The organism is Pseudomonas sp. TUM22785, from assembly GCF_028198105.1.
GTDB lineage: Bacteria > Pseudomonadota > Gammaproteobacteria > Pseudomonadales > Pseudomonadaceae > Metapseudomonas > Metapseudomonas solani.
This window is the reverse complement of sequence record NZ_CP116239.1, coordinates 3,926,774-3,952,866: the sequence shown is the minus strand read 5'-3', so window position 1 is coordinate 3,952,866 and position 26,093 is coordinate 3,926,774. Positions and strand designations below refer to the sequence as shown.

General features: G+C 58.3%; 27 protein-coding genes and 1 pseudogene. 12 read left to right on the top strand and 16 right to left on the bottom strand.

From position 1 onward, the window contains the following. Positions 1-700 precede the first annotated feature (700 nt). Positions 701-2,779 carry a phosphocholine-specific phospholipase C gene (locus PI990_RS17880; protein ID WP_271657949.1) on the top strand — a complete coding sequence of 693 codons (2,079 nt, stop codon included), beginning with the start codon at positions 701-703 and terminating at the stop codon, positions 2,777-2,779. A 105-nt stretch (positions 2,780-2,884) separates the two neighbouring features. On the opposite strand, the gene PI990_RS17875 is transcribed toward PI990_RS17880, so the two are convergent. The 4 genes from PI990_RS17875 to PI990_RS17860 all read right to left on the bottom strand — a co-directional run bounded on the left by PI990_RS17875 (position 2,885) and on the right by PI990_RS17860 (position 5,146). Further along, positions 2,885-3,442 (bottom strand): hypothetical protein, encoded by a 558-nt coding sequence (locus PI990_RS17875; protein ID WP_271657948.1) that lies wholly within the window; start codon positions 3,440-3,442, stop codon positions 2,885-2,887. 28 nt (positions 3,443-3,470) lie between these two features. Further along, complete coding sequence (locus PI990_RS17870; RefSeq protein WP_271657947.1) at positions 3,471-4,124, bottom strand: hypothetical protein; 654 nt, start codon at positions 4,122-4,124, stop codon at positions 3,471-3,473. A 161-nt stretch (positions 4,125-4,285) separates the two neighbouring features. Then, complete coding sequence (locus PI990_RS17865) at positions 4,286-4,591, bottom strand: hypothetical protein (protein ID WP_271657946.1); 306 nt, start codon at positions 4,589-4,591, stop codon at positions 4,286-4,288. Positions 4,592-4,774: 183 nt separating this feature from the next. After that, the gene (locus PI990_RS17860) at positions 4,775-5,146 is read right to left on the bottom strand and encodes a hypothetical protein (RefSeq protein WP_271661318.1); all 372 of its coding nucleotides are present in this window, start codon (positions 5,144-5,146) and stop codon (positions 4,775-4,777) included. A gap of 167 nt (positions 5,147-5,313) precedes the next feature. Here PI990_RS17860 and PI990_RS31455 point away from each other — a divergent pair. The 4 genes and pseudogenes from PI990_RS31455 to PI990_RS17845 all read left to right on the top strand — a co-directional run. Next, positions 5,314-5,553, top strand: a pseudogene (locus PI990_RS31455) (GNAT family N-acetyltransferase); the annotation flags it as partial. Between the two features lie 459 nt (positions 5,554-6,012). Beyond that, a complete protein-coding gene (locus PI990_RS17855; protein ID WP_021220191.1) occupies positions 6,013-6,399 on the top strand; it encodes a hypothetical protein in 387 nt (128 codons plus the stop codon). Between the two features lie 809 nt (positions 6,400-7,208). Beyond that, positions 7,209-7,760, top strand: coding sequence for a hypothetical protein (locus PI990_RS17850; RefSeq protein WP_271657945.1), 552 nt, complete (start codon positions 7,209-7,211; stop codon positions 7,758-7,760). A gap of 108 nt (positions 7,761-7,868) precedes the next feature. Then, entirely contained in the window at positions 7,869-8,474 is a 606-nt protein-coding gene (locus tag PI990_RS17845) for an N-acetylmuramoyl-L-alanine amidase (protein WP_271657944.1), read from the top strand. Positions 8,475-9,243: 769 nt separating this feature from the next. Here PI990_RS17845 and PI990_RS17840 read toward each other — a convergent pair. The 7 genes from PI990_RS17840 to PI990_RS17810 form a co-directional block, all read right to left on the bottom strand. After that, positions 9,244-10,791, bottom strand: a complete 1,548-nt coding sequence (locus PI990_RS17840; RefSeq protein WP_271657943.1) for a hypothetical protein — start codon at positions 10,789-10,791, stop codon at positions 9,244-9,246. Between the two features lie 431 nt (positions 10,792-11,222). Next, the gene (locus PI990_RS17835) at positions 11,223-11,642 is read right to left on the bottom strand and encodes a hypothetical protein (RefSeq protein WP_271657942.1); all 420 of its coding nucleotides are present in this window, start codon (positions 11,640-11,642) and stop codon (positions 11,223-11,225) included. Between the two features lie 292 nt (positions 11,643-11,934). Then, positions 11,935-13,620, bottom strand: coding sequence for a hypothetical protein (locus PI990_RS17830; protein ID WP_271657941.1), 1,686 nt, complete (start codon positions 13,618-13,620; stop codon positions 11,935-11,937). 214 nt (positions 13,621-13,834) lie between these two features. After that, entirely contained in the window at positions 13,835-14,095 is a 261-nt protein-coding gene (locus tag PI990_RS17825; protein WP_271657940.1) for a hypothetical protein, read from the bottom strand. A gap of 272 nt (positions 14,096-14,367) precedes the next feature. Continuing rightward, complete coding sequence (locus PI990_RS17820; protein WP_271657939.1) at positions 14,368-14,874, bottom strand: hypothetical protein; 507 nt, start codon at positions 14,872-14,874, stop codon at positions 14,368-14,370. A 32-nt stretch (positions 14,875-14,906) separates the two neighbouring features. Then, positions 14,907-15,155 carry a helix-turn-helix domain-containing protein gene (locus tag PI990_RS17815; protein ID WP_271657938.1) on the bottom strand — a complete coding sequence of 83 codons (249 nt, stop codon included), beginning with the start codon at positions 15,153-15,155 and terminating at the stop codon, positions 14,907-14,909. A gap of 41 nt (positions 15,156-15,196) precedes the next feature. Further along, positions 15,197-15,466, bottom strand: a complete 270-nt coding sequence (locus tag PI990_RS17810) for a helix-turn-helix domain-containing protein (protein WP_021220194.1) — start codon at positions 15,464-15,466, stop codon at positions 15,197-15,199. Positions 15,467-15,601: 135 nt separating this feature from the next. Here PI990_RS17810 and PI990_RS17805 point away from each other — a divergent pair, with 135 nt between their 5' ends. Further along, complete coding sequence (locus PI990_RS17805; protein WP_271657937.1) at positions 15,602-16,420, top strand: helix-turn-helix transcriptional regulator; 819 nt, start codon at positions 15,602-15,604, stop codon at positions 16,418-16,420. Positions 16,421-16,946: 526 nt separating this feature from the next. Here PI990_RS17805 and PI990_RS17800 read toward each other — a convergent pair. From PI990_RS17800 to PI990_RS17790, 3 genes are all read right to left on the bottom strand, one after another. After that, complete coding sequence (locus tag PI990_RS17800) at positions 16,947-17,393, bottom strand: GNAT family N-acetyltransferase (protein WP_271657936.1); 447 nt, start codon at positions 17,391-17,393, stop codon at positions 16,947-16,949. A 163-nt stretch (positions 17,394-17,556) separates the two neighbouring features. Further along, the gene (locus PI990_RS17795) at positions 17,557-18,246 is read right to left on the bottom strand and encodes a GNAT family N-acetyltransferase (protein WP_271657935.1); all 690 of its coding nucleotides are present in this window, start codon (positions 18,244-18,246) and stop codon (positions 17,557-17,559) included. A 76-nt stretch (positions 18,247-18,322) separates the two neighbouring features. Further along, positions 18,323-19,096 carry an AraC family transcriptional regulator gene (locus tag PI990_RS17790; protein WP_271657934.1) on the bottom strand — a complete coding sequence of 258 codons (774 nt, stop codon included), beginning with the start codon at positions 19,094-19,096 and terminating at the stop codon, positions 18,323-18,325. A gap of 149 nt (positions 19,097-19,245) precedes the next feature. Here PI990_RS17790 and PI990_RS17785 point away from each other — a divergent pair, with 149 nt between their 5' ends. Beyond that, on the top strand, positions 19,246-20,463 hold the full coding sequence (locus tag PI990_RS17785) for an MFS transporter (protein ID WP_271657933.1): 1,218 nt from the start codon (positions 19,246-19,248) through the stop codon (positions 20,461-20,463). 21 nt (positions 20,464-20,484) lie between these two features. Here the strand turns inward: PI990_RS17785 and PI990_RS17780 are convergent, their stop codons facing one another. Next, on the bottom strand, positions 20,485-20,946 hold the full coding sequence (locus PI990_RS17780) for a methyltransferase family protein (protein ID WP_271657932.1): 462 nt from the start codon (positions 20,944-20,946) through the stop codon (positions 20,485-20,487). A gap of 150 nt (positions 20,947-21,096) precedes the next feature. Here PI990_RS17780 and PI990_RS17775 point away from each other — a divergent pair, with 150 nt between their 5' ends. Both PI990_RS17775 and PI990_RS17770 read left to right on the top strand, forming a co-directional pair. After that, positions 21,097-21,300: a hypothetical protein gene (locus tag PI990_RS17775; protein WP_021220201.1), complete on the top strand. Its 204-nt coding sequence runs from the start codon at positions 21,097-21,099 to the stop codon at positions 21,298-21,300. 34 nt (positions 21,301-21,334) lie between these two features. After that, positions 21,335-21,727, top strand: a complete 393-nt coding sequence (locus tag PI990_RS17770) for a GFA family protein (RefSeq protein ID WP_271657931.1) — start codon at positions 21,335-21,337, stop codon at positions 21,725-21,727. Between the two features lie 61 nt (positions 21,728-21,788). On the opposite strand, the gene PI990_RS17765 is transcribed toward PI990_RS17770, so the two are convergent. Then, positions 21,789-22,019 carry a hypothetical protein gene (locus PI990_RS17765; protein ID WP_271657930.1) on the bottom strand — a complete coding sequence of 77 codons (231 nt, stop codon included), beginning with the start codon at positions 22,017-22,019 and terminating at the stop codon, positions 21,789-21,791. A gap of 301 nt (positions 22,020-22,320) precedes the next feature. Here PI990_RS17765 and PI990_RS17760 point away from each other — a divergent pair, with 301 nt between their 5' ends. The 3 genes from PI990_RS17760 to PI990_RS17750 all read left to right on the top strand — a co-directional run bounded on the left by PI990_RS17760 (position 22,321) and on the right by PI990_RS17750 (position 25,999). Continuing rightward, positions 22,321-23,643: an OprD family porin gene (locus PI990_RS17760; RefSeq protein WP_021220204.1), complete on the top strand. Its 1,323-nt coding sequence runs from the start codon at positions 22,321-22,323 to the stop codon at positions 23,641-23,643. Positions 23,644-23,960: 317 nt separating this feature from the next. Next, positions 23,961-25,739, top strand: a complete 1,779-nt coding sequence (locus PI990_RS17755) for an S-type pyocin domain-containing protein (protein ID WP_271657929.1) — start codon at positions 23,961-23,963, stop codon at positions 25,737-25,739. Continuing rightward, the gene (locus PI990_RS17750; RefSeq protein WP_271657928.1) at positions 25,739-25,999 is read left to right on the top strand and encodes a bacteriocin immunity protein; all 261 of its coding nucleotides are present in this window, start codon (positions 25,739-25,741) and stop codon (positions 25,997-25,999) included. Before PI990_RS17755 ends, PI990_RS17750 begins: the two co-directional genes overlap by 1 nt. Positions 26,000-26,093: the final 94 nt, after the last annotated feature.

The following is a 26,093-nucleotide window of genomic DNA, read 5'->3' as shown; positions in this document are numbered from 1 at the left end:
CCAAACGATGCAGCCGACGGGCACATGGTTATGGCAACCCTGCGGGCTGCTTGGCGACTGAAGTCGCCCCTACATGGGCTGTGGTGGGCGCGTGTGCAACCCGGCATTTGCTGTGATGGGTTTCGCTGCGCTCGCGGAGCGCCGCCCGACCCATCCTACGGTGTCGCCCCAACCCACGGTGCTGACCAATGTGTAGGGTGGATGACGCTCTTTTCATCCACCAAACGATGCAGCCGACGGGCACATGGTTATGGCAACCCTGCGGGCTGCTTGGCGACTGAAGTCGCCCCTACAGGGGGCCTGTAGGTCGGGTGCAACCCGACGGTGCGTCCACCAGCCTGAAGGCAGACCTCCTGTGTGGCCGCCATTGGTCTCTACCACAGTGGCACTTGGCCGCCTCACTCGGGTGAATGCGTGAAGGCGGCGGCGCATACGGGTTACAGGGCGTTGGTGGGTGCCGAGGCCCGGGCTAGAGCGGGGGAAGAGTCTGTGGGCGGGGCTGTCAAGTAAAAGCTGGCCTAGACCAAAAACACGCATCAGAAGTGTGATTCCGTTGGCATGAGGAGCTGTTGCAAAGCGTGTTGAAACCAAAGCGTCTTTTTCCATCACTAGCGTCGCCTGGGTTCGAACATCTCGCTGCCGGGCGTCATGGAAGCGCTCGGCAGCCTTATGCCACTCATACGACCTGGTGAGTTCCTCGATGATTTCGAAAAGCAGAAGAAGCTTCATCCAGCTGGCGGCCGGCACGGTCGGCGCCACCGTTGCCAGCAGCCTGCTGCCGGCCAGCATCCAGGCGGCGCTGGCGATCCCCGCGCACCGCCGGCACGGCAACCTCAAGGACGTCGAGCATGTGGTGATCCTGATGCAGGAAAACCGTTCCTTCGACCATTACTTCGGCACCCTCAAGGGCGTGCGCGGCTTCGGCGACCGCATGGCCATCCCGCTGCCCGACGGCCAGCGCGTGTGGCACCAGAAGGGCAGCAAGGGCGAGATCCTGCCGTACCACTTCGATACCAGCACCACCAGCGCCCAGCGCGTCGACGGCACCCCGCACACCTGGCCCGACGCCCAGCAGGCCTGGAACGAAGGACGCATGGACAAGTGGCTGCCCGCCAAGACCGAGCGCTCCCTGGGCTACTACAAGGAGCAGGACATCGCCTTCCAGTTCGCGATGGCCAACGCCTTCACCATCTGCGATGCCTACCATTGCTCCTTCCAGGGCGGCACCAACCCCAACCGCCTGTTCCTATGGAGCGGCACCAACGACCCGCTCGGCCAGCACGGCGGCCCGGTGACCACCAACGACCACGACAGCAACGGCCCGGCGGAGCAGGGTTACACCTGGACCACCTACCCCGAGCGCCTGCAGGCTGCGGGCATCAGCTGGCGCGTGTACCAGGACATGGCGGACAACTTCTCCGACAACCCGCTGATCGGCTTCCGCCAGTACCGCGCGGCCGGGCCGGACTCGCCCCTGATCGTCAACGGCCTCAGCACCTGGAAGCTCGACGCCCTCAAGCGCGACGTGCTGGCCAACACCCTGCCGCAGGTGTCGTGGATCGTGGCGCCGGCGAAGTACTCCGAGCACCCCGGCCCGTCGAGCCCGATCTGGGGTGCCGAGTACACCGCCTGGGTGCTGGACGCGCTCACCGCCAACCCCGAGGTGTGGAGCAAGACCGCGCTGCTGGTGATGTTCGACGAGAACGACGGCTTCTTCGACCACATGGCGCCACCGGCCGCACCGAGCCTCAACGCCGACGGCACGCTGAACGGCAAGACCACCGCCGACGCGACCCTCGAATGGCACACCCAGGGCGACACGCGCTATCGCAACCAGCCCTACGGCCTCGGCCCGCGCGTGCCCATGTACGTGATTTCGCCCTGGAGCAAGGGTGGCTGGGTCAACTCCCAGGTGTTCGACCACACCTCGGTGATCCGCTTCCTCGAACAGCGCTTCGGCGTGATGGAGCCCAACATCAGCCCCTGGCGCCGTGAGGTGTGCGGCGACCTGACCTCGGCCTTCGACTTCAGCAAGCCCAACGACGGCGCCTTCCCGGGGCTGCCGGACACCAGCCAGGCCGACGCCATCGTCGCCAGCCAGATCAAGCTGCCGAAACCCAAGCCGCCGGCCGTGGCCGCCATGCCCGTGCAGGAAATGGGCATCCGCCGCGCTCGCGCGCTGCCCTATGAACTCGGCGTGCACGCCCGCTACCGCGCAGGCGAGGAAGCCCTCAGCCTCACCTTCGCCAACACTGGCAAGGCGGGTGCGGTGTTCCAGGTGTTCAACCTGCTGGACAGCGTCAGCGCGCCCAAGCGCTACACAGTCGGCGCGCACCGCCGCCTGCACGACAGCTTCCCGGGCAACGCCAGCGGCGACTACCACCTGGAAGTGCACGGCCCGAACGGCTTCCTGCGCGTATTCCGCGGCAACCTGCGCCGCGACGCGGCGGACCGCAAGGCACCGCTGCCGGAAGTGCGCATCGACTACCAGCCGCTGCTCGGCAGGCTGCAGGTGCAACTGATCAACCGTGGCCGCCAACCGCTGAAGCTGACGATCAAGGACAACCTCTACTTCCGTGGCGAAAGCCAGACCGTCACCGTCCCGCCGGGCCAACGCAGGGAAGTGCGTTACTCGCTGCGCAGCAGCTGCAACTGGTACGACTTCAGCGTCCGCGCGCAAGGCGTGGAAGGCTTCCTGCGCCGCTTCAGCGGGCGCATGGAAGACGGCCGCACGGGCTTCAGCGACCCAGGCATGGGGCTGGGTTCGTTGACCTTCTGAGGGGGAGGCCTGGCCCGCTTTGGCGGGCCAGGTCGGGGAGGGCGGTTACGGGTGTCCTGCGATCGGGAGGTGCTGCGGTGGGTATTCGAGATTGGGCAGGGGGGCCTATTCAGAACGGTCCTCTCGAGGCTCGGCATCGTTCACAAACGTCCACATGCTCCCATCGAATTTCAGCGTGCCGCGAACGATCCCGCTCGGGCAGCACAGCGCATCTTCGCCTTTGAGTTTCCTGCCTTCGTAGCGCAGTGCGCCATCCTCCAGATAAAGCCGGTCGACGATTCTTGGGGGCCTATTCGCGATTCGGGAATGCTCAGGGCTGATATAGAGCTTGTCGTAGCTCCCATAGGTCACGACTGCTATCTGAGTTGCCTGCATCTGCGAGCCGCCGCTGCACCCCAGGTCCAAGGCATACAGCGCCACATGAACCCTCCGGTCGAGGGTGTAGGGCACGACGTTCTTGGGGTCCATCGCATAGCTGCAGCCGAGGGTGCTGGCGTATCGCTCCACCAGTGACGGAATATTCTCGATCTCCTCGGCGATACGCTGTTCCTGGAGGCGAACGTATGCCGCCACGCTTTCCTCGGTATCCCCAAGCGCCACCGGTGAAAGTAGGCCCAGCAATACAGCACAGGCTGCCAGGCGCTTCCGTTCAAACCTGCCCATCCGCAATTCCTTTGCCATGGTGGTGTGATCAGTCCCCTCGAACCTGCTTCAGCCAGTTCCAGAAGGGGTCGCTCGACTCATCGTCATCCATGCTCGCGGTGCTCTGGACGATCTCCTTCGCGCGCGCCGGGATGCTCAGCCCCAGCGTGCCCTCGACATACTCGCGGAACAGCTGCGGGGGCGGCGGGTAGTCAGCATCTTCGTAGTCGATGTCCTTGATCTGCTGGGGCGTTACCCCGAACTGCTCCGGCCAGCACAGCTCGTCGTAACCGATGGCCAGCAGGCGCAGCAGGTCTTCCACGTTCTGCGTCAGCACGCACAGCATCACCGACCCGGAGCCCGAGCCCAGGTGCACGATGCGCTGCTGCCCCTCGTCGTCCACCCACAGCCCCGCCCAGGAACCATCACCGCCGGTTCTCAGGAAAATCCGCAGGCGTTCGTTCACCGCCGGGTCTTCGCTGTTGGTCCAGCTGGCGGTATCGGCCAGGTCCGGCACGTGGAAGGAAGTGGTGGAGATCTCGCTGTACTCGGGCTCCGGGTGCAGCGTCATGTAGCGAGTACCGCTGTACTCGATGGTGCGCACGCAACCGTGCGCTTCCATCAATTGCATGGCTTGCAGCAGTAAAGCGGGCATCGGGTTGGCGGCCGGAAAGGCGGCTGCGACTTCATCGGAGAACTTCATATCGTCCCTGATCCAGGTCTGTAGCGGTGGGGGTAAGAGCGTGGAGGCAGAGTAGCCTGAGTGCTGATCGGGGGGCGTTATGGGGCTCACATTTGTAGTGGCGGCCGCAACCGAAAGCGTTTGCGGCCGCCGTGCATGAGCAGGGAATCGGTACTGCGTGACTATGCGCAGTCGATCGTCATGGAGCCGCCACACAGGGTTACGGCATCCTTGAGCTCGATGGGTTGGCTGCTGGGGCGCTTGTTGTGGTACTGGCAGAACGGGACGATCCACACGATGCGCTTGTCATCGTCGTCCCGCACATGGGCGCCGACCTGGGTAACGTTTCCGCAGTACTTCGCTACGCATTTCCCGGGGAGGGCAAGGCCCGTTCCTCTTTCCCAGTGGCCTAGCCAGGTTTTTGGAATGGTTGAGCACTGGCACTTGCGCGAGGACGTGCCGTCGATGTTGTAGACAAAGTGGGGCATGGTCGTCGACTCCTTTTGACGTTTCAGATGCAGGTATTTCGCCTGATGGGTATAGCACGCGGCTTTGCCGAAGGTGATGCGGCGTTGACCGTTCCCGCCACTGTTCTATAGCCAGTCACGGAGCTTCCAGGAGCGTGGAATGATGCTCGAAGCGACCTGATCAGCTTGGCAACAGGATGGCTATCAGCTGGTGGTCTCGACGTAGTGCGATTCGCCGCCACCTTCTGCACCGCTCAGCCAACCCCAGACAAACGACAGCGTCGTTCGGCCTTCCGCGTCTTGGCCCACCTGGCCTTTCGACCATCCCGCCAGAAGCTCTCCATCGATCGTCACGCAGTGGTAGAGGAGTTCGATGCGGGTGTCGCCCAGCACATGGCCGACCTGATGACCCGCAGCGATACGACCGCCCTGGTAACTCCCGGTGATGCCCGCTTCAGTCACCTGATAGTGGAAAACGGTCTCGCTGCTCGACACCCCGTGCTTGTTGTCGATGGAGCGGAAGTAGCGGTTGTGAAGCCTGTCGTGAAGGAATTCGGAAACTACCGGGCGACTCATCGTGTGGCTCTCAATGGCTTTGGTGGCGCGGATTCTGTGGGCGCGCATGGAGCGATGCAAAGTCCAAAAAGTGATGGCGATATGCCCCATATCGGGCCATAACTTGTTGCTACGAATCGGAAGGGCAGGCGCATACACTGGCGGCTCTTCAACCATGATGCCCCGACATGGCCTCCCAACCGCACATACGCCTCGCCCAGGGCGAAGACATCGCTGCTCTCCATGAGGTGAACCCCATCGCTAGAGCAGAGCCGGGCCGCAGGCACTTCATCGCCAACGCCGTGGCGGCCGGCCAATGCTGGGCCGCCGCCGAGGTGGACGATGCTTCGGCGTTGCTCGGCTACGGGGTGCTCAACGACGCCTTCTTCGAGCAGGATTTCGTCCCGCTGCTGATGGTCAGGGACTCGGCACGACGCCGTGGAATCGCCGCCGCCCTCCTGCACACGCTGGAGCAGCAGGGTAGGGGGGCAAGCTTTTCACCTCCACCAACAGTTCCAACGCACCGATGCTCGGCCTGCTCGCCAAGCTGGGCTTCATCCCCAGCGGCCGCATTGACAACCTGGACAAGGGCGAGCCCGAGCTGGTCCTCGTCAAGTTCCGCACCCGCACCTAGGGCGCCCAATCAGGCGGGCAACGCTCCACAGGCAGTACGAACGATAAGGACATCGACAGCACCATGAGCAACCGCGAACAACTCCATCGAAACGGCTGTGCACTGCTGCGCCAGGCAGTCCCCACCGAGTGGTCAGCTACTACGCCGAGGCGCTGTATGCAACGCATCTGCAGACGGCGGGTTTGCGGGGGATTCGGATGGAGGGGGTGGAGTGGTTTGAGCCTAAAGAGATTTGCCTGATGGGGGGCCTGCAGTGAGTCTGGACCTATATCTCGAGGCTGACGACGTACTCACCGTGGCGGTGCTCGAACGTGCGTTGGAGATGGCTGGAGCCGATGAGATCAACACCGACGGCCAGGCTATCGAAGCTTTATTCGAATCGGGCCTGACATTCAGCACGAGCGCCAGTAATGACCAGGCAATCTACGCAGAAGAAACAAAGGGAGCCACGTTCCTTGTCGCGCTGCGGTGCTACATCAGAATCAAAGGCCCTGCGCCGGAAGGGAGTTCTCCGCTCGACGATCTGGAGCGCATAGCACGGTCCATAGCGGAGGTATGTTTATCTCACTTCCTGATCAGTTTTCAGTTTGAGCAGACGCTGTATTGGCGGGATGAGAACGGGCTGCACTGCAGCGAGTAGGTCGCTTGGGCTGGATGCGTCATGGGCTTAACGAAAAGTCGTGCAATGTCTTATTGAGAAGCAGCGCTATCTAATATTTAGACATTAAAATGAAGTCGATTATAGCGATATCACGATTCTGGTTTGTGCTGTCGAGTCTACAAGCGAAGCGGCAGTCTAATGATTTCATGAACTTAAGATATACATCGCGCTTGTCTGGGTGATGCAAGACATTTTTAATAAAATAATCCTGGATGGACGTTATTCTGAACTTGTACTTTAGTGGTGGCAGATGGCTTGCGCCATAAGTCAAGACAAGGAGGTCAGAATGAAGCTGTCCATTTTTTTTACTTTTCCCCTCGTCATCACCGCTGTGTCTGGTTGCATAAACTGGAGCAGCGTCTACCACTTCCCTGGTTTCTTTAGTAATAATTCTTCCTTAAGATTGTTTCTCTGGTTAACTCAATGCTTGATGCATCGGGTTCGGAGCGCCTTTGCTTTGCAGATCTTTCAGAGTTTTCCCGGTCGGTTAAATATGATGAAGCAGGCGGGGGTGCAATAGCTCGAGAGAAGGTCCTTGACTACTGCATCGATAATCTTGAAGAGAAGCTAATTGTTTTGATGCCAAAAGGGACGGTCGCTGGCGCTGCGGGGCTAGTAGGCCTGATATATCCGTATGGAAAGGTGGCGCTTTTCCCAGAGAAACATAGATGGCTGATGGGTCTGTTGAATAGATCCGGGATCGAGGTGTCGGTGCGAATAAGGTACTAGTCCAAGATGAGCAGGTTGTGCTGTGCGGGAGTTAAATTTTCGGAAAGGATAACTCAGATATGTATGGGACATTTGCAAAAATAATTGTATTGGTCGGTTTGGTGATTCTAGTTGTGGTTTTTTCGGTTGACCCATTAATCGCGCCAATTAAGTCTGATCTTGCTTTTTCCACAATAATGACGTCGCTCGGCGGAGTTTTTGTTATCGTTGTTCTCGTTGAAAGAGTCACCGAAATTGCTATAACGATATGGAGGCAGTCAGATGCAGACCAAATTAAAACCGAGATTGAAAATCTAAAGGGCGACCCAGCAAGAGTTGCTGAGCTATTGCCTAAGGAGAAATTTCTCGCCTCGTATCAGGCGGAAACAAAAAGTATCGCACTTCTGGTCGGCTTCACAATATCTATTGTGGTGTGTTGTGCTGGCGTGGGTTTATTGGGCTCCATCGTTGAAGTTTCGGCAGGCACTGGAAATATCAATTTCCTTCGTGGCGTCGATATACTGCTTACTTCTGGCTTGATTGCAGGTGGTAGTGACGGTTTTCATCAATTTGTTACCACGCTAGAGACGTTCTTCAGTGAGTCTAAAAGACGTATGGAGAACAGAGTTTAGCAAGATGCTTTATCTGAAGTGCATACATCAGCATCGCTCGGGCGCTGGGTTGAGTGTTTTTTGTAATTAGACCCTAAGGCTCTTCATCAACAGCAAAGGGAGAGGGTAATGAAAATATCGAACCATATACTTGTGGGTGAGTCGGGTGAAAATATACCCTTCATTAAAAGTCCAAATCATTCTTCTGGTATCTCGCCAGTTTATCTGATAATGCACTACACGGCCGGTACAACGCTTTCAGGTACGGTTTCATGGTTTCAAAATTCACAAGCACAGGCATCAGCACATCTTGTAATTGATCGAGATGGTTCGATTGTGCAAATGGTCGCTTTTAATCGTCGTGCTTGGCATGCTGGCAAGAGCAAATGGGGGAATCTGGAAGGTATTAATAACTACTCAATTGGTATCGAGCTTGTTAATGCTGGAAAGCTCAAGAAAGATGCTTCGGGTCGATGGGTGAATTGGTCCGGTAAAACCGTTCCTGATACTGAGGTTACTATTGCAAAGCACAAAGACGAAGATTTAGAAACAGGTTGGCAAGAGTACCCAGAGGTTCAGATCGAGGCTGCAGTAGCAGTTGGCGCATTGCTTCATGAGTTCTACAATTTCACAGATGTTCTTGGTCATGATGATATAAGTCCGGGTCGCAAGGTTGATCCAGGTCCGCTGTTCCCACTAAATAGCTTCCGGTCAATTGTCCTAGGTCGGGCCTAGCAAGATACTCCAACTAACTGATAAGCCAGTTCAAGCTAATGGAGCTTTCCATCGGATTGCCCCGTTCGGTGTAATGCGCAGGAAAAGTGATGTGATGAGTGGGGAGCAGCGGGAGTTTCTGGAGATGCTGAGGGCTCAGTGAGCTAGTGGGACCTGTTGCCCTTGTACGGGATGGGCCAATGCTTCAGACCCTCCTGGCCGTACTCACGCAACATCGGGTCGGAATGCTTCGCCATCAACTCCAACGCCACCCTGACTCAGTAGTGCCGCCGGGCCCGGGTCGCGAACTCCGTTACTCGCTGGGTGGTAGTAGTCCTTCGCTAACAATTGCCTTCCCCGCCGATGTAATCGTCTCCGCTCAACAATGTGAGTTCGAAACGCCCGCAAGCAGCATTCACAATAATGTGTCCCCACACTACAGGCTTGGGCCAAGGATGAAATGAAGTTCTCCGATGAAGTCGCCGCCACCTCTTCGGACACTAACCTGACGCCTGCGTTACTGGTAATACCTTAAATTAATGGAGGCGAAAATGCGTGAGCAGTACAACGGTGCCCGTTACATGGCGCTGCATGCGGAGCACGAGTAAAGCGACTTCTGTGAAACTGTTGGATCTGACCGATACTGACAGCGAATTCTTTCCAGTGGCTTCGGCCGTCGCCACCGGAGATATGTATGTAATTTCAGGCTCAAGTTCGTTCAGGTTTTCTCCGAGCAATGAGCCCCGTGAGGGGCTCAATTGAAGCGTTGATGTATGCCTAAGGCTTCTGATCAACTGGCGGTGCAAGTGCTTAGCTGGGTAGTAAGCGTGGCTTTGGCGTTCTTCAGGCCGGCTTCAGTCATGTTGTCCTCCATGGCTTGGTCATTGAGCTGGTCTGGATCCAAGCAGCTCTTCAGTAGTACCAGGCGCTTAACAAAATATTTAAACTCACCCTGGCTGAGAGATGAGTCAGCATAGTCATCGCCGCAGTGCTTCTTAATTATGTCAATGTCGCTATCGCTCTTAGTCAACGCAGCAAGATATGAGCACTGAAGGGCTTCAGCTACAACCTTCGATTCAAGCTTGCGCGTGGCGATGGCCGCCTTAGGTTGTGAAAGTTCTTCAATCGACATTGCTACGCGTCTAAAAGTTAGGTCGCGAGCAACAGTAGAGGCGAATTTTCTCACTGAGGTTTTGATGGCCTGAATCGAGCCAGATGTCTTGATTTGCTCTTGCAGCTGTTCAAAGTTGAGCTCTGGGGTCAAATCTACCGTCCCTAAATTTTTACCTATAGTCATAACGAAATAGCTAAATTCTGGATCGTGTCCTGTCCGGTCATTGCAAATAATTGTCCCGGCGAGTCTGCCTGCGTCATCTCTCGGTCGTTTTTGAACAAGCCCTTCAACCTCGTTATAACAGTGCTTTTGCCAGTCAATTGGTACCGTTCTATCGCCTTTTCGAGTGAAGATCACATCACCATGTCTTAGGATAGGCAGGTTGTAATCAGGTGTTGCGGTGCTTGGGACAAACGTGGCTTTGTACTTACCCATAATGTCATCGGCGTTGCTTGTGAGAAAAGCGTCACCGATTCTGTTTAGGCCGCCTATTAGCTTTGCTGAGCCAATATTGTCTAAGTCGGTGCCGATACTGGCGGCGGTATCTAGGATTTGCCTGATTTGCTCGTTATCTTCTTGGTCTAGCTCCATTACAGTGAGTTCTATCGTTACAGGGTTACCGCCCCAGCGAACCGGCCCATATACTGGTGCAAATGATTCATTTATCGGTTGCCCTTCGTAGACATCATCTGAGTAGAAGATAACTCGGCCTTTGCTATTTGATGTGCCCGTTTCTACGCCGTCTTTTTTTTCAATAACATTCGCAACGATCGCGATCTGCCCACGAACTGGGGAGGGCTGGCCGATTGAGCCGGCGATATCATTTGCCTTTCTCTTTATATATCCTTCTGTAAAGGTCTCAATGTATGCTCTTTTGAGGCTGACTGAAATGTAATCATTCTCTTCGAAAGTCGTAGAGACGCCCTTTACATATTTGCCTTCCCACGTTTCTGCCTTGTTGTCTGTTCCTTTAGCCGTTGAGTGGACTCGGTAGTCGCCGGCCCCTTCAAATTTGTCTCCCCATTTAGTAATGAACCCACCGCAGCCGGATATTGATGTAGCCACTAGGCTTATGAAAAGACAAATGCATAGTTTATTCATACCAACCTCCTTGTTGAGATATGGGCATAGAAAGCCTTTTGCCATCACGCCAATTAAGGTCGACTTTTGTTCGCATTTCAAGGACGGATGATGATTTTTTGTCGCGCTAGCTTGTGGCGCCATGTGCTCATCAGTAACTAACTGATTAAGCTCAATAAAAATTAGAGATCAGATGCAGAGGTAATGGGTTTTTGTTAGGCCCTCACAGTAATTGAGAATTATTAGCATATATATTCAGTGGCTAACGTGTCTCCTCTAAGGAGCATCACTTTCTCCCCTGCCAGCGGCTGTTCAACCATTGGCGCTAAAAGCACCTGTTGGTGCTGTTGGCTTTGTCTATGAACCAGAAGCACCTTGATCTTCGCCATGCTGTAACTGGTGCAATACACCAGAGCCTTGATGGTGCTATCGGAAAACGTGCTGGTGAATCACCTGAAAATGGGGCTGCTACAGACGCTGCCGCAGATCGTGCGGTTCGACGTGCTGCGAAGGAGAGGGGGAGGTGATGAGTGGGGAGCAGTGGGAATTTCTGGTGGTGCTGACAGCTCAGTGAGCTAGCGGGATCTGTTGCCCTTGTAAGGGATGGGCCAATGGTCCAGACCCTTCTGGCCGTACTCACGCAGCATCGGGTCGGAATGTTTCGCCACCAACTCCAACGCCACTTTTGACTCGGTCGTACCGATGCGTGCCAACGCATAAGCGCACTTGCGCTGAAAGACGTGGAGACTATCCCAGTCGATGAGGTACTCGAACCTCATCTCCGCAGCTCTGGCGATCGCTGCCGTGGTGCCGGGCTCGCCGATCAGGCCTAGTTCGAAAACGATATCTTCATGGGCCTCATGCCAGTGCTCCAATAGCAGCTTTGCAAGCAGTGGGGCGGTGGCCTGGTCGTTGAGGCTGGCGAGGGACTTCAGGACGGCGTCGATTTCGCGCGCGTGGACGGCGGAGTGGAAGAGGTCAAGTGCGGTGTTCATTGAGGGGCTGGTTGTGAGTGAGGTGCGGAGATAGGTAGTTACAGCGTGAACTGTGTGGCGGAAAGGTGCTAATGGTAGGTAGCTATCGGCCGGTAGCGGACAGTCGATCAGCCTTCAGTTAAATCTACTCGCACATCCAGCAATGCCGCTGCGTGCGGATGCCCGATAGCCCTAAGGGGCTATCTTCGATAGATGAGCATTTGCAGCCAGAACGGTGCAAAGTAAAATTAGGCGATTCAAGCTGACTCAGGCACCACTCGCCGCAATGCCGTATTGCTTGTAAACAGCCAAGCTAGCGGTCTATTCCAGAAGCTTCTCTGGCAGCATTAGCTGCAACATCTTCATATCTTTCATAATATCCTTCAACCTCCAAGAAATGATCTGAGTTGCGTGCAGAGCCGATGTCGAACTTCACTTGATCGCCCCACTCCAAAATAATGGGGTTTTCTAGGAGGTTAGATGAGGTCTTTTGCCCGCTGGGATCTATCGATATTAATGCCGCGCCTTTAATTACTGCTCTTTCCGGCTCGGACTCGGCAATAAATACTGACTCAATACCACTCCCTAGCGGGATTATTTGTGTTGTTGATCTACCTGCTCCGTTAGCTGTATGAAGTATTTTCCCAATCTTGATTGGCTCCGCCTGGCCACCTCTTCTAACGTACAGGACAGGGCAGGAGCCGCCTTCGTATCCAGAAACCATATATAATCCATTCGGATTATATTGGCGAGCAGGCAAGACTAGATCATCTATGACCAATGACTCCAGTGAGGCGCTCGGGCCATAAATGTACGAGCGTGAAATTCTCGGTGTCTCCATGCCAAGAAATGCAACTTTGGTTTTCTGTATGGATCCGTCAGTTGTTTGAAGGATTGTTGTGTCTGGAAGGGATGCAATAGAGGTTTCTATTTCTTCTTTTGAATTGAGCCTGGCAGATAAGTCATCTATAGCTTCACCAACGCCAACGTTGCTGTTTTTTCGAAATTCGATTTGCAATGGCAGTATTATTTTGTCCCCCTGCCCGACTGCCGTGATTGTGAATTGGACAAAGTCGGGCTTCATGTTTTCGGGCGCAGATCGAAGTTTTGTCTCTCCAGAGTGTTGTATGTTGAATCCCTTAAGAGTATACGTTGCACCAGCCCCGCCCATGTTCTCAATTAGAGCAATCAAAATAAACATTTTTCTTGGCGGGGCAAGCACAGTCCAACTCCCAATTTCACCGTGCCCATCAAAGTAACCAATAGCTTGTAAGAAGTCTTCTGGCCATCCTTCCCTGGTTATGTATAGCATCGAACTTAGTGCTTTATTTTTTGCTAAATTAGGTATTTTCTGTATCTGGTGCTGAGTTAAATTCTCCTCATATTCTTCATTGCTTTCTGAGGGTTGTTCTAGTTCATAGTCTGACGGATCAACGTACATATGTGCAACGTAAGGCAGATGAGGCAAGCTGCTACCTGACTTGATAATCTCTGATCGGGTTTGCAGGAGAAGATTCTGGTAGTTCTGGAGCTCCGATCTATTAACGTGTCGCCAGAGTATTAGCCTTCCGTATAATTCATCAGCGGTTATCGGGGACGCTCCGGTATACACCGGCAGCTTATCATCGTCGCCCATCCTTGGAGATGTTAAGTATTTTTTGTATTTATTTGGCCATTCTAAATCTGTACTTATATGCCTTGCAGATTCTAGGTCTGGCATATATATCGGGTCATTGCCATCATAAATACGAACGCCTGAAAGCAGGGATGGGTCTAGTTTGTCAAAATAAGTGTAATTATCTTGGTATGGGTTGTCTCGGTTAACCTCAACCTTGAATCGTTCCGCATAGAAGGAGCTTTTGTCTATTCTCGATCCGAATTTATTTACTAGGTCTTCAGCGGCAGTGAATACATCGTTCTTAACAATTATCGGTCTTGCGCCAACCAGTTCACGTATTGCTCCATAATTATGGCCTGACATGAGGAAGGAGAATGACACGGCATCTAACCAAAAGTACCCAATTCGCAAAGTCTTTTTAGGGTCTTGTCGACAGCCCTCAATCTGGCTGGTCTCTATCGTTCCCCCAGTTATTTGCACATTCTCAAACACTACATTGCAGTCTCCAATTACAATTTGAGACGTGGCTGGAAATGACATAAGGATAAGCAGGGCGGATGCTAAGAGCGCGCTAGCTTTCAAGAGGGCACCTGCTTCATTTTTCTATTGAAGAGTTGTTGATAACGGTGTTTCCAGTACCAGCCACAATGGTCGGTGCCTTCCAGGCAACAATCCCAATTATGGCTATGCTCCACGCTGCAAAAACTATAATGCGCAGTAGCCGATATGCTTGCCTAGGTGGAAGCATGGGGAAAATACGTTTTCTAATTACCTCCCGGAATACAAGCGTGGCTGCACCGACAGCCAGTCCAGCCAGTCCAGCAACCTTAGCAAGGTCTATAAGCAAATTATCCATAACCTGCACTCATTGTGGATGCTATTATTTTGCCCAGACAGGAATGCGGCAGTTTCATAATTACTAATGTTTGGGCGTTTCATGCGAGTATTGGCACAGCACTTAACACTCGCCATTTATTTATTCTGACGGGCAGCAAACGAAAGGATAGACCACAAAATCGTAATGCAGTGATTACTAAGCTGGGATCCCTCCTATAGACGAAGTGCAACGAAACCAGCGACTGCTTCTGGCCGAAAGCAGCCGCCACTATGTAGGTGTATGTGGCCACTCTATTTCAAGGCCGAACCCGCCACCCTCTCCAGAACCCCGTCCCCCAAGACAAGCCCCGAATCCCCCTCCGGCACACCCTCTTTAATCTCCTCCAGCGTCTGCCACCTAAGCTGCTCCCCCTGCAATGTCGCCCTGCCTCTAACAACCGCCCCATTCCTGCCACTAGTGACATACAGAACAGCCTCCGAGCCTGTAACCGTTCCTTTGACTTCCCCACCTTCGTTGATCCGGCCGCAGTTGACCGTGGCGAAGTAGTGGGTGCCGGTCACGGTGTTGCCTTGCTGCACCAGTTCGAAACCCGCGCCGCCGCATTCAGCCTTGGCCTGTATCTGTTCGGGCGTGCGCAGGTCCAGGTACCAACTGCCTGTGAAAGAGGATTCTGCGGCGTGCAGGGCGGGGAGGGTGTTGATCAGCAGCAACGCTGCGACTGGGATTTTCAGGCGGTGAGAGGCCCGATGGCTGAGCGAGTGACTGCTTGATACCGATGATTCTGGGTGTTGCTGCATAACGATCCTTGTTAGTGCGCAGCTTTACAGGCTCAGAGACCCGCCTCGATAAGCAAGTCGGAAGGGCTGCACTGCATGGCGGTAGCGATTCGAACAATGTTGAGGAATGTCACGTTGCGCTCGCCGCGCTCGATCTTGCCCATATGCGAGCGGTCGATTCCAGCGGCATCGGCGAGCGCTTCTTGCGAGAGGTCGAGCGTCTTTCTGCGGGCGCGCACAGCGTTGCCCAGCTTCAAGAGGCTGCCTCCATCGTTAGCGTATTCCACCGACACTCGTTCCATAAAAGGACCTTGCAAGGGAGCTGGTAGTTGGAGGTCTAGCTTCAGATTTCTTCAAGCTCCCGACGCAACTGCTCAAGCAGTTCATCCACACCCAGTTCCGGGTCTGCCAGCAGGTAGCTCTTGGCCAGAATCGTCAACGGGTGCACGCCCATGTTCTCCGCCAACTCGGCCAGCTTGATCACCGAAGGGCTCTTGATGCCGCGCTCCACATCGCTGATGTAGCTCTGGCTCGCTCCCACCGTTTCCTGCGAAAGATCCTTGCTCTTTCTCAGTTCCTTGATGGCTTGCGCCAGTGCTTGCTTCAGTTCCATCCCGCCTACTCGCAAAAAGGAACGATGAAGCCTTCCGTCCGGTCATTAATCTATACTCAAAAGAGTATCTTTGGTCGAGTGAGATTTCCTCTTACGTGTTACCTCTCCAGGCCTAGATCAGGAGATTCCCGGCCAATGCATACCCACCCCAAAACATGGACCCACTCCATCACCACCATCCTCACCCAGTCCCCCGGCGAGCCGCAGCTGCGCGCCCTGGCCAACTGGCTGCACAGCTTCGCTCCTACCGACCACTTCGTGCTGTTCCTCTACGAAGGCAGCCACCTGCCGTTGCCCCTGTTCCACACCTTGCCTGCCGAGTTGCGCGCGACCTTTATCGATGACTACCGCGCCGGCCCCTATCTGCTCGATCCGTTCTGCCTCGCTTGCCTGTTCGATAACGCCGATGGGCTCTATGGCATGCGCGAGTTGGCGCCGGACAGTTTTCACAGCGGCCATTACTTCGATGCCTATTACCACCGCCTGCGGTTGTGCGATGAGCTGGGCTTTTTAACCACGCCAGCGCCGGGTTGTCGGGCGGTGTTGTCGTTGATGCGCGGGGAGGGCGGGGGGCCCTTTGATGGGGAGGCGCTGCGGCTGCTGCGCGATGCGCTGCCGGTGGTGGAGGAAGTGGTGCGCATGGCCTGGGAGGCGCGGAGCCAGCCGCCGGCGGATGCCGTTCTGCCCACGAGCCATGTGCGGGCGGTGTTCAGTTCCTTCGGGGAGGAATTGCTGACGCGGCGTGAACACAAGGTCGCGCAGTTGCTGCTGCAGGGCTATTCCAGCGAGCAGATAGCTGCGCAGTTGCGCATCACCCGGGGCACGGTGAAGGTGCACCGGCGCAACCTGTACGAGAAGCTGGAGATCAACAGCCAGGCGGAGTTCTTCGGGCTGTTCGTGCGCGAGTTGATGGAGGAGCCGACGTTCAGCCGACGCAGGCATTCGCGGCGCTAGGCGGCCGCGTGCGCAGCGCCGCGCTGTGCTTCCGGTGAAATCCAGGTGCGCAGCACACCCTACGTCCGGAGTAAGCAGTGGCTGGGCGCTTCGATGTCTGTAGGAGCGAATTCATTCGCGATTGGCCAGGCACCCTGCCATTCGCGGTTGAAACCGCTCCCACAAACGCTCCCTGTTGGTTTTCTCGTGACGATACGAGTCTCGGGCCTAGCAGGATGAACGGGTGCCGTAGGGTGTGCCGTGCGCACCACCGCTCGGTGCTTCCGGTGAAATCCAGGTGCGCGCAGCACACCCTACGTCCAGAGTAAGAAGTGGCTGGGCGCTTCGAGATCTGTAGGAGCGAATTCATTCGCGATTGGCCAGGCACCGTGCCATTCGCGGTTGAAACCGCTCCCACAAATGCTCCCTGTTGCGCCACACCTGTAGGGGCGACTTCAGTCGCCAAGCAACCCGCAGGGTTGCCATGCGTGCCTTCAGGACAACGCCGTTGCCCATGGGCGAGTGAATTCGCCCCAACAGATAACGGCTACCACCCCCGGCGCTTCTCATAACGCACATCCCGCTCGTCCACGACCCCGGCCAGGGTCCAGCCGTGGCGCTGGTAGAAGCCGTTGGCGCGGATTTCTGCGTGGCCATCGGTCACCAGCCAGATGCTGTCGTGGGCCTGGAACAGCGCCTCTTCCGCTGCCTGCAGGAGCATGCGCCCCAGCCCCACGCCTTCGAACTCGGGGCGGATGAACAGGGCGAAAAGCTCACCCTCATCCAGGTCGATCATGGCGAAGCCGGCGGGCACGCCGTCCACCTCGGCGATCCAGCAGCAGGGCCCGGCGGTGATGGCGTCGGCCAGCACGGCCGGGGTGATGCCCAGCTCGGCCATCTGCTCGCGGGAGAGGTGGTTCTGCACGACGCTGGTGCGGATGGCGAAGAGCGCTTCGATATCCCCGGTGGTGGCCAGGCGCAGGGTGCGGGTCATGGTGTCATTCCTTTGCGGGTTGTCCTGTGTGGGGGCGGTCGCCGATGCCGAGTTGCAGCACTTCGCCGGCCGGGCTGATCACCCGCAACCGTGCCGATTGTCGTTCACGCATGGAACGTCCTCTCCCTGGAACTTGGGCCGCTTCGAGCGGCAGAAAACGCGATCAGTGAATGGTCGGGAAGCGCTCTTTCACCAGCGCCTGGGCGTGGAAGGCCATCTGGTCGAGCAGGCGGTCGCGCTTGCTCTCGGCCTCGCTGAGGGCCTTCTGGCCGTTCTGCTTCACCAGGTAGGCGTGGATCTGCCGCACTTCCTTGGACTGGAAGATCGGCGCCAGGTCCTGTACCGCCACCATGCCGTTGGAGCGCTGGGCGCGGGTGTTGAGCAGCACGTGCGGCCCCTGCGCGGTCAGCACGCGGAAGCCCAGGGCCTCGAAGGTGGGCACCTTGCCCGCCGGGCAGGCCAGCTCGGCGTGGGGGCGGTGTTCGAGCATGCGGTGCACCAGGGCGCGGGCGATGCCGTGGCGGCGGTGGCTGGCGGCCACGGCCAGGTAGGCCAGGGTGCAGGCCTCGGCGTCGTCCTGGCTGGGCAGGTACAGGGCGAAGCCCAGCACCTGGGACGGGTCTTCGTCCGCCAGGGCGAGCACCAGCCGCGCGCCGCTGGCCTGGGCGCTGTCCATGGCCTGCAGGTACAGGTGCACTTCGTAGCCGATCACGTACTGGTACAGCTGGTAGAGCGGGTTGCTGGGCGTCAGCGGAACCGGGCTGATGTCGCTGAAGTAGTCCACCACCATCTGCAGCACCTGGCTCTTCAGGGACTCGGGCGGCGGGTTATCCAGGGTTACGAGGGTGAACATGTGCAGCTGACTCCGGGCGTGCCCGATCGGGGAAATCGGCGCGGGCGCCATTGTAGCGTCGCCCGCAGCGGGCGGCTCATTTGAAGAAGTTGCTCGGCGTGATGCCGAACTGCTTCTTGAACATGGTGGTGAAGGCGCTGGGGCTTTCGTAGCCGAGCTGGCCGGCCACGTCGATGATCTTCTCGCCCAGGGCGATGCGCTCCAGGGCGAGCAGCAGGCGGGCCTGCTGGCGCCATTGGCCGAAGGTCATCCCTGTGCCTTTCTGGAACAGGCGCTGGATGGTCTTCTCGTCCAGGCCGAGCCGGGCGCTCCAGTCCGCCAGGGTGGAGCCGTCGCCGGGGTCCTGCTGCAGCGCCGCGCAGATGCCCTGGATGCGCCGGTCCGCCGGTTGCGGCAGGTGCAGGGGGAGGGTGGGGAGGATCTTCAGCTCATCGAGGATGAGGCTCATCACCCGCCCTTCGCGGGAGTCCGGCGCATAGGACTCGGTGATGCCGATGGAGGCCTGGATCAGCTCGCTGAGCAGCGCCGAGATGCTCACCGCTTTCGATTCGAGGGGCAGGTCCGGGGCGATGTCCGGGCGTACGAACACGCTGCGCATCTTCAGCGCGCCCACGCAGCGGATGGAGTGCACCTGCCCGCAGGGCATCCAGATGCCGCGGCTGGGGGGCACCGTCCACTGGTTCATCGCCGAGTGCACCACCATCACGCCCTGGATGGCGTAGATCAGCTGGTGCTTGTTGTGCGAGTGGGGCTGGATGAACCAGTCCGCCGGGTAGTCGGTGGCGCTGCTGCGCAGGGGCCAGGGGGCGGCGTCGATCTCGCTCAGGAAGGTGTCGAGGGGCTTGATCATGATGTCTTTTTCGCGATGGTTGTTGACCGGATTGCGCGAGACAGGCGGTTTTGCGGGCCTTAGGATAGCGCCGAATCCTGAGAACCAGCAGCGTGATTTCACGGCCCCGGCGGCTGTGGAGCGGCGTTGCCTTTGCCTGGAAGCGTGCCATGTCCATCAGTTCCACCGCCTCCCCTCTGGCGGCCCCTTCGGTCGCGAGCCAAGCCAGCCCGCTGGTCATGCGTGTGATCGGCGCCTGCGCGCTGGCGCACCTGATCAACGACCTGATCCAGGCGGTGCTGCCGTCGATCTACCCCATGCTCAAGGCCAGCTACGGGCTGAGCTTCACCCAGGTGGGGCTGATCACCTTGACCTTCCAGCTCACCGCCTCGCTGCTGCAACCCTGGGTGGGCTACTACACCGACCGCCACCCCAAGCCCTGGCTGCTGCCGGTCGGCTCGCTGTGCACCCTGGTGGGCATCCTGCTGCTGGCCGTGGTCGGCTCCTTCCCGGCCATCCTCATGGCCTCGGCGCTGGTGGGCATCGGTTCGTCCACCTTCCACCCGGAGGCCTCGCGCATCGCACGGCTGGCCTCGGGCGGGCGCTTCGGCCTGGCGCAGTCCACCTTCCAGGTGGGCGGTAACGCCGGCAGCGCCTTCGGCCCCTTGCTGGCCGCTGCCATCATCATTCCCTATGGCCAGGGCGACGTGGCCTGGTTCGGGCTGTTCGCGGCCTTCTCCATCCTGGTGCTCTACGGGCTGAGCCGCTGGTACCGCAACCACCTCAACCTGTTCCGCCTCAAGCAGGGCGGCGTCGCCACCCACGGGCTGTCCAAGCGGCGGGTGACCTTCGCCCTGGTGATCCTGGCGCTGCTGGTGTTCTCCAAGTACTTCTACATGGCCAGCCTCACCAGCTACTTCACCTTCTACCTGATCGAGAAGTTCGACCTCTCGGTGGCCAGCTCGCAGCTGTACCTCTTCCTGTTCCTCGGCGCGGTGGCGGCCGGCACCTTCTTCGGTGGCCCCATCGGCGACCGCATCGGGCGCAAGACGGTGATCTGGTTTTCCATCCTCGGCGTGGCGCCCTTCACCCTGGCGCTGCCCCACGTGGACCTGTTCTGGACCGGCGTGCTGAGCATGGTCATCGGCTTCATCCTGGCCTCGGCGTTCTCCGCCATCGTGGTCTTCGCCCAGGAACTGGTGCCGGGCAACGTGGGCATGATCGCCGGCGTGTTCTTCGGCCTGATGTTCGGCTTCGGCGGCATCGGTGGCGCGCTGCTCGGCCACCTGGCCGACATCCACGGCATCGAGCACGTGTTCTTCCTCTGCTCCTTCCTGCCGCTGCTGGGCATCCTCACCGTGCTGCTGCCCTCCACCAAGGGGGTGTAGGGCAGGGCGTGCGGCGCGGGTTCAGAGCCAGCGCCGCACCCGTTTGCAATAACCCGCGTACTCGGCGCCGAACAACTCGGCCAGGGCGCGCTCCTCCGGGGCGATCTGCAAGCGGTCGAGGTACAGCACGAAGCCGGCCACGCCGAGCAGGCTCAGCGGGGTGGCCAGCAACGCCGCCCAGGCCAGCAGCACCAGGGCGAAACCCAGGTACATGGGGTTGCGCGTGTAGCGGTAGATGCCGCTCTGCACCAGGGCCGTGGCCTGTTCCGGCGCCAGCGGGTTGACCGTGGTCTGCGCCAGCCGGAAGCTCGCCACCCCCGCCAGGCAGATGCCCAGCCCCACCAGCAGCAACACCAGCGCCATCACCAGGCGCCAGGCCTGCGCCACCCCGATGGGCGGAACCGGTTGCGCCAGCAGCGCCATCAGCAGGGCGAAGGCGCCTGCGACCATCAAGGGGGGAACGCGTTTCTCCAGCCAATCCATCGTCGTTTCTCCTGTGGGCTTTGCGCGCAGCATGAAGGCTGTAGCGACTCCAGGGTCAAGCCTGCGGTCGGCCCACGCCCGCTCTAACTTGCGCTCCGGGGCTCAGCGTCTACGCTCGACCGTTCTGCTTTTCAGTGATCAGGACGAGTGATGGAACATTCAGGCGCGACGGTTTTCACCAAGGGAGAGTTCAGCGTGGTGCAGTGGTTGGCGGTGCGGCAGGACGGTTCGACGGAAATCCGTGGCTATCGCCTCAAGGGGCCGGGCGCCCCGCAAACCCTGCTGCCCACGGCGGTGATCGCCAGCGCGATGATCCAGGAGCTGACCCGGCGCCGGCCCGGCCTGCGCCTCTGAAACCACCCGGGGCCCTGCAGCGGAGGGACGGCACATGGAGCGATACAGCGGCGGCTGCCTGTGTGGCCGCGTAAGGCTGGTGGCGAGCGGGCGGCCCTACCGGGTCGGTCTCTGCCACTGCCTGGATTGCCGCAAGCACCACGGCGCGCTGTTCCACGCCTCGGCGATATTCCCCGAAGCCGCCGTGGCCATCGAGGGCGAAACCCATGACTACGCCGGGCGCTGCTTCTGCCCGCGCTGCGGCTCGTCGGTGTACTCGCGCACGGGCGATGAAATCGAGGTGAACCTCGGTTGCCTCGACGCCCCCGACCAGTTGTTGCCCACCTACGAGAGCTGGGTCAGCCGCCGCGAAGCCTGGCTGCCGCCATTCCCGCTCGCCCACCACTACCCCCGCGACCGCGAAGGCACGGGCCGCTCCGAGGACTGACCCGCGTTGTTCTCCGGCACAAAAAAGCGCCCCGTGGGGCGCTTTTTCATGAACGCGGGCATCAGCTGCCAGTGCGTTTCTTCTCCGAGGCGCTTGCCGGCGGCTCGCTGCGCTTGGCCGGCTGCTGGCTGGCGTCCGCCACTTCGGCGTTCTTCTTGCCCCACAGGCGCTGCTGGTCTTCGCGCACCTTCTGGTTGAACTGGTAGGAACGGTCGAAGCCGTCGCCCTTGGCGAAGGCGGGCGCGCTGCCGAGAGCGAGCAGGGCGATGAGGGCGTAATGGATCTTTTTCATGGGCAGGCCTCTTGAAGTTCGCATGTCGGATGGGGAGTTGCGATGCGAAGTGGGCCTGATGCTACGGAGGTGAAACTAACAGGGGCATGAGCCGGACATTACATTGCTGCAATTTTGCCGGTGCGCGGTGAAGGCCCCGGCGTTCAAGGCCTGGGCGGGGTGCTGCCTTTCAGAATTGTAATCTTCCAATCATCCTGGCGTTAGCTCCCGGCAGTGACGATAAGGCGCGGTCGCATTCATTCGAACAATCCATAACGACTCGCCCAGATCAATAAGAACTGCCATTCGCCAGGAGCAATAGATGAACAGAAAAGCCAAGCTGTCGCTTGCCGTCGTTTCCGCCATTCTCGGGGTCAGCCCGCTCGTTCATGCCGAAGAGCAGAAAGAGGGTTTTATCGAGGGCAGCAGCCTGAGCGTCCTCAATCGCAACTTCTACTTCAACCGCGATAACCGCAACGGCGAGGAGGGTGCCGGCGGTGCGGGTTACTCCGAAACCTGGGCACACGCGGTGATCGGCAAATTCGAATCCGGCTTCACCCAGGGCACCGTCGGCTTTGGCGTGGATGCCTTCGCCATGCTCGGCCTGAAGCTGGACACCGGCGGCGGCCGCAACGGCGCGCGCAGCTCCTTCGACGTGCTGCCCGTGGACAGCGCGGGCGATGCGCGGGACGAGTACACCAAGGTCGGCGGGGCGGCCAAGGTCCGTGCCTTCGACACCGTGATCAAGGTGGGTGACGTCTTCCCGGTCACGCCGGTGGTGCAGTACGGCGACTCGCGGCTGCTGCCCGAATCCTTCCGCGGCATCACCCTGGCCAACAACAGCATCGATGGGCTGACCCTGCAGGGCGGTCGCCTGCACGCCATGAGCCAGCCGGTGTCGAGCAACATGCGCGACAACTTCGCCACCTTCTATGCCGGTGGCGTCGATTCGCCCTGGGTCGGTTACTTCGGCGGCGACTATGTGCTGAACGACCACGTCAGCCTCAGCGCCTACAGCGCTCGCCTGAAGGATGTCTGGGACCAGTACTACGTCGGCACCTCCCTGAGCTACCCGTTGAACGACCAGGTGTCGCTGATCGGCGGCTTCAACCTCTACAAGGCGGTGGACGAGGGCAGCAAGCAGCTCGGCGAGTTCAACAACACCATCTGGAGCGGCAAGGTCGGCGTGCGTTTCGGCGCCCATACCCTGGCCCTGACCCACCAGCGCAACAACGGCGACGACGATTTCGACTACCTGCGCCAGTCGGACTCCATCTACCTCGACAACTCCATCCAGTATTCGGACTTCAACTCGCCGAAGGAGCGCTCGTGGATGGTGCGCTATGACCTGGACATGGCGGCCTTTGGCGTCCCGGGGCTGTCGTTCATGACCCGCTACGGCAAGGGCACCGACGCCGACTACAGCAACGCCAACGCCACCTACATGCGCCGCGACGCGGATGGCAATCCGCTCACCGATCAGAAGCGCTGGGAGCGTGACATCGAGGCGAAGTACGTGGTGCAGAGCGGCTCGCTGAAGGACATGTCGTTCCGCATCCGCCAGGCCAACACCCGCGCCACCCAGTTCGAATCGGACCTGGACGAGTTCCGCCTCATCGTCGAATACCCGCTCAGCGTGCTGTAGCGGGCCTTGGCGAAGATGACGGATTTGTAATTCGCCGACCACGGTCCCGTCATTTTCGCTTTCGCATACTTCCACTCATTCACCTTTGAAGCAGTGATGCTCCTTTGGAAGAGGTGAATCCTTGGGCGCCCTGGTGGGCGCCTTTTTTATGGGCTTTTTCCGGAGGCTGGATGGCGAACAGTGCTTGGGTTCAGGGCGATCCGCTGTCCCACTTTCTTGATTTTCTAGTCAGAATACTGTATATTTATACAGTATAAATCGTGACAAGGCGCTCACGGAAAACAACGGGAGAAATGCGCCTATCAAAGGAGAATCAGATGTCTAAGGTTGAACTACCCCCTATCGTAATTAACCCTAATCCGCCGCCCCCGGCACGGCCGCCTGTGGTGATCTTTCCCACACCGCAACTGCCACCGCCCTATATCGCCAAGCCTTTGCCATGGGATGGCAAGTTGCCTGAGAGCGACCAGTACGAGGCTTTCTTCAGTCGTAGAGATATCCGCTCGGATCGGATGGCACTTTCGGTCGTGATCACGATTGCCACGATTGAACGGAACATGGCGGCTGCCTTTGCAGCCTACTTGCCCCAAGTGCCGACCGATATTGAGGCCGAAGTGGTAGCGGCAGTGGGCGACCAGGTCTCGGGTCTCGATAAAATCAAGCTGGAAAAAGCTGTTGTAGACGCTGCGCTTGAGCAAACTGAAAAGCTCTTGGGCGAAAAGGCAGCGGTTGCGAGAGCGTTTTATGGAAGGGAATTCTTCTATCACACGAAAGTTACTGGCAACGGAGTGGACTTCTCCAACAAGCTTGGGCGCAGTGGGAGAGAGCCGTCGGTTTCCGTTTACCGACGTTGGGAGGAGTCTGCCCGGGCGGCGTTTCAGACCCGGGTACTTCAGGAGAAAATCCGGATTCTTAACGAGAGGTCCACGGCTTTGGCAGCTGCTGTTGCTAAAGGCGAAGAGGAGCAGCGCCAGGCGGCTGAAACGCTAAAGGCCGCCAACACCTACCGGGTTCCTGGCAAAGCTGCTGGCGCCGCCTCTATGGTGACGACCGCAGCAGGTACCGTCACGGTTATCAATAACGCGGTAACCACTCTTCAGGGGGCAATCCGGGCGGCTATGGCGGCGCTGGCGGGGCTTGCTGCAAGCACTGCTGCTGGGCTGATGGTAGGTGTGACTGCGTTGGTTTATTCGCCCAAGCTGGCGAACGGTGAGCGTCCAGAGCGCTACAACCTCAGTACGCCTCTTTCAGATTTGGCACCGGGGATTGGTCAGCAGGATCTAGCAACCGCTGCGGCAACTGGAGGCATGGTCGACATGCCCTATCGCCTCAGCTCAAAGACGGCTGCGGACGGTCAGTCCGAAGTCATCGTGGTCAAGACCGACAACATACTGGTTTCCTCTAAGGTCCGGGTGGTTGCGGCCTCCTACGATGCCTCGCAGAAGCTCTACACCGTTAGCACGAGTGATGTGCCTGCGCGAACCCTGACATGGACGCCCATCGCTGACCCAATCGACAGCTCCAGTACGACCCCTGTCGATCAGCCCTTACCGCCGATCTATACAGGGGCTTCGGTAACTCCCGTTACCGGTCGTATCGATACGTTCCCGGGCATTGTTGAGGCAGGCTTCAACGACTTCATCACGGTGTTCCCAGCAGACTCGGGCCTACCGCCGATCTACATCATGTTCAGGGAGCCTCGCGAGGATGCCGGCACCGCTTCTGGTGTGGGCCACCCCGTGAGCGGTGTGTGGTTGGGTGGGGCGTCTCAGGGCAAAGGGGCTCCGGTGCCGACTCAGATTGCGGACCAGCTTAGCGGTAAGCAGTTTGACAACTTCCGAGGGTTCCGAGAGCAGCTCTGGACTGCCGTCGCTGCTGATCCAGAGCTGGCTGGCCAATTCACCGCTGCTAATCTGGCGCGTATGAATAAAGGTCTGGCGCCCAGGGCAAGGAAGGCCGACTCGGTAGGCGGACGCAGATCGTTTGAGATTCACCACACCACTCGCATCGTGGATGGTGGAGCGGTTTACGATATCGACAACATGGGCATCGTTACACCCAAGCGACACATCGAAATTCACGGCGGAGTAGAGTGATGGAACTCAAATCTAATTTTTCGGACTACACGGAACAGGAGTTCCTGGTGTTCATGAAGGGCGTTCTCGATGTCAATGCCAACGGCAGTGATGAGGAGCTGGACAAACTGCTCGATCATTTCGAAAAGGTTACTGAACACCCTGAAGGCACCGATCTAATCTATTACGTTCCAGATGCCGAGTGCACTCCAGAGACCATCACCCAGAAGGTCAAGGTGTGGCGTGCTCAGAACGGCAAGCCTGGATTCAAGGGCGCCTGACTAGAGCGCTGGCAGCCACCCGGGAAGCCGGGTGGCTGCCAGCCTGATCACTCAATTTTATAATCCGCTTCGGCGGGTTTTTTATGCACGGATT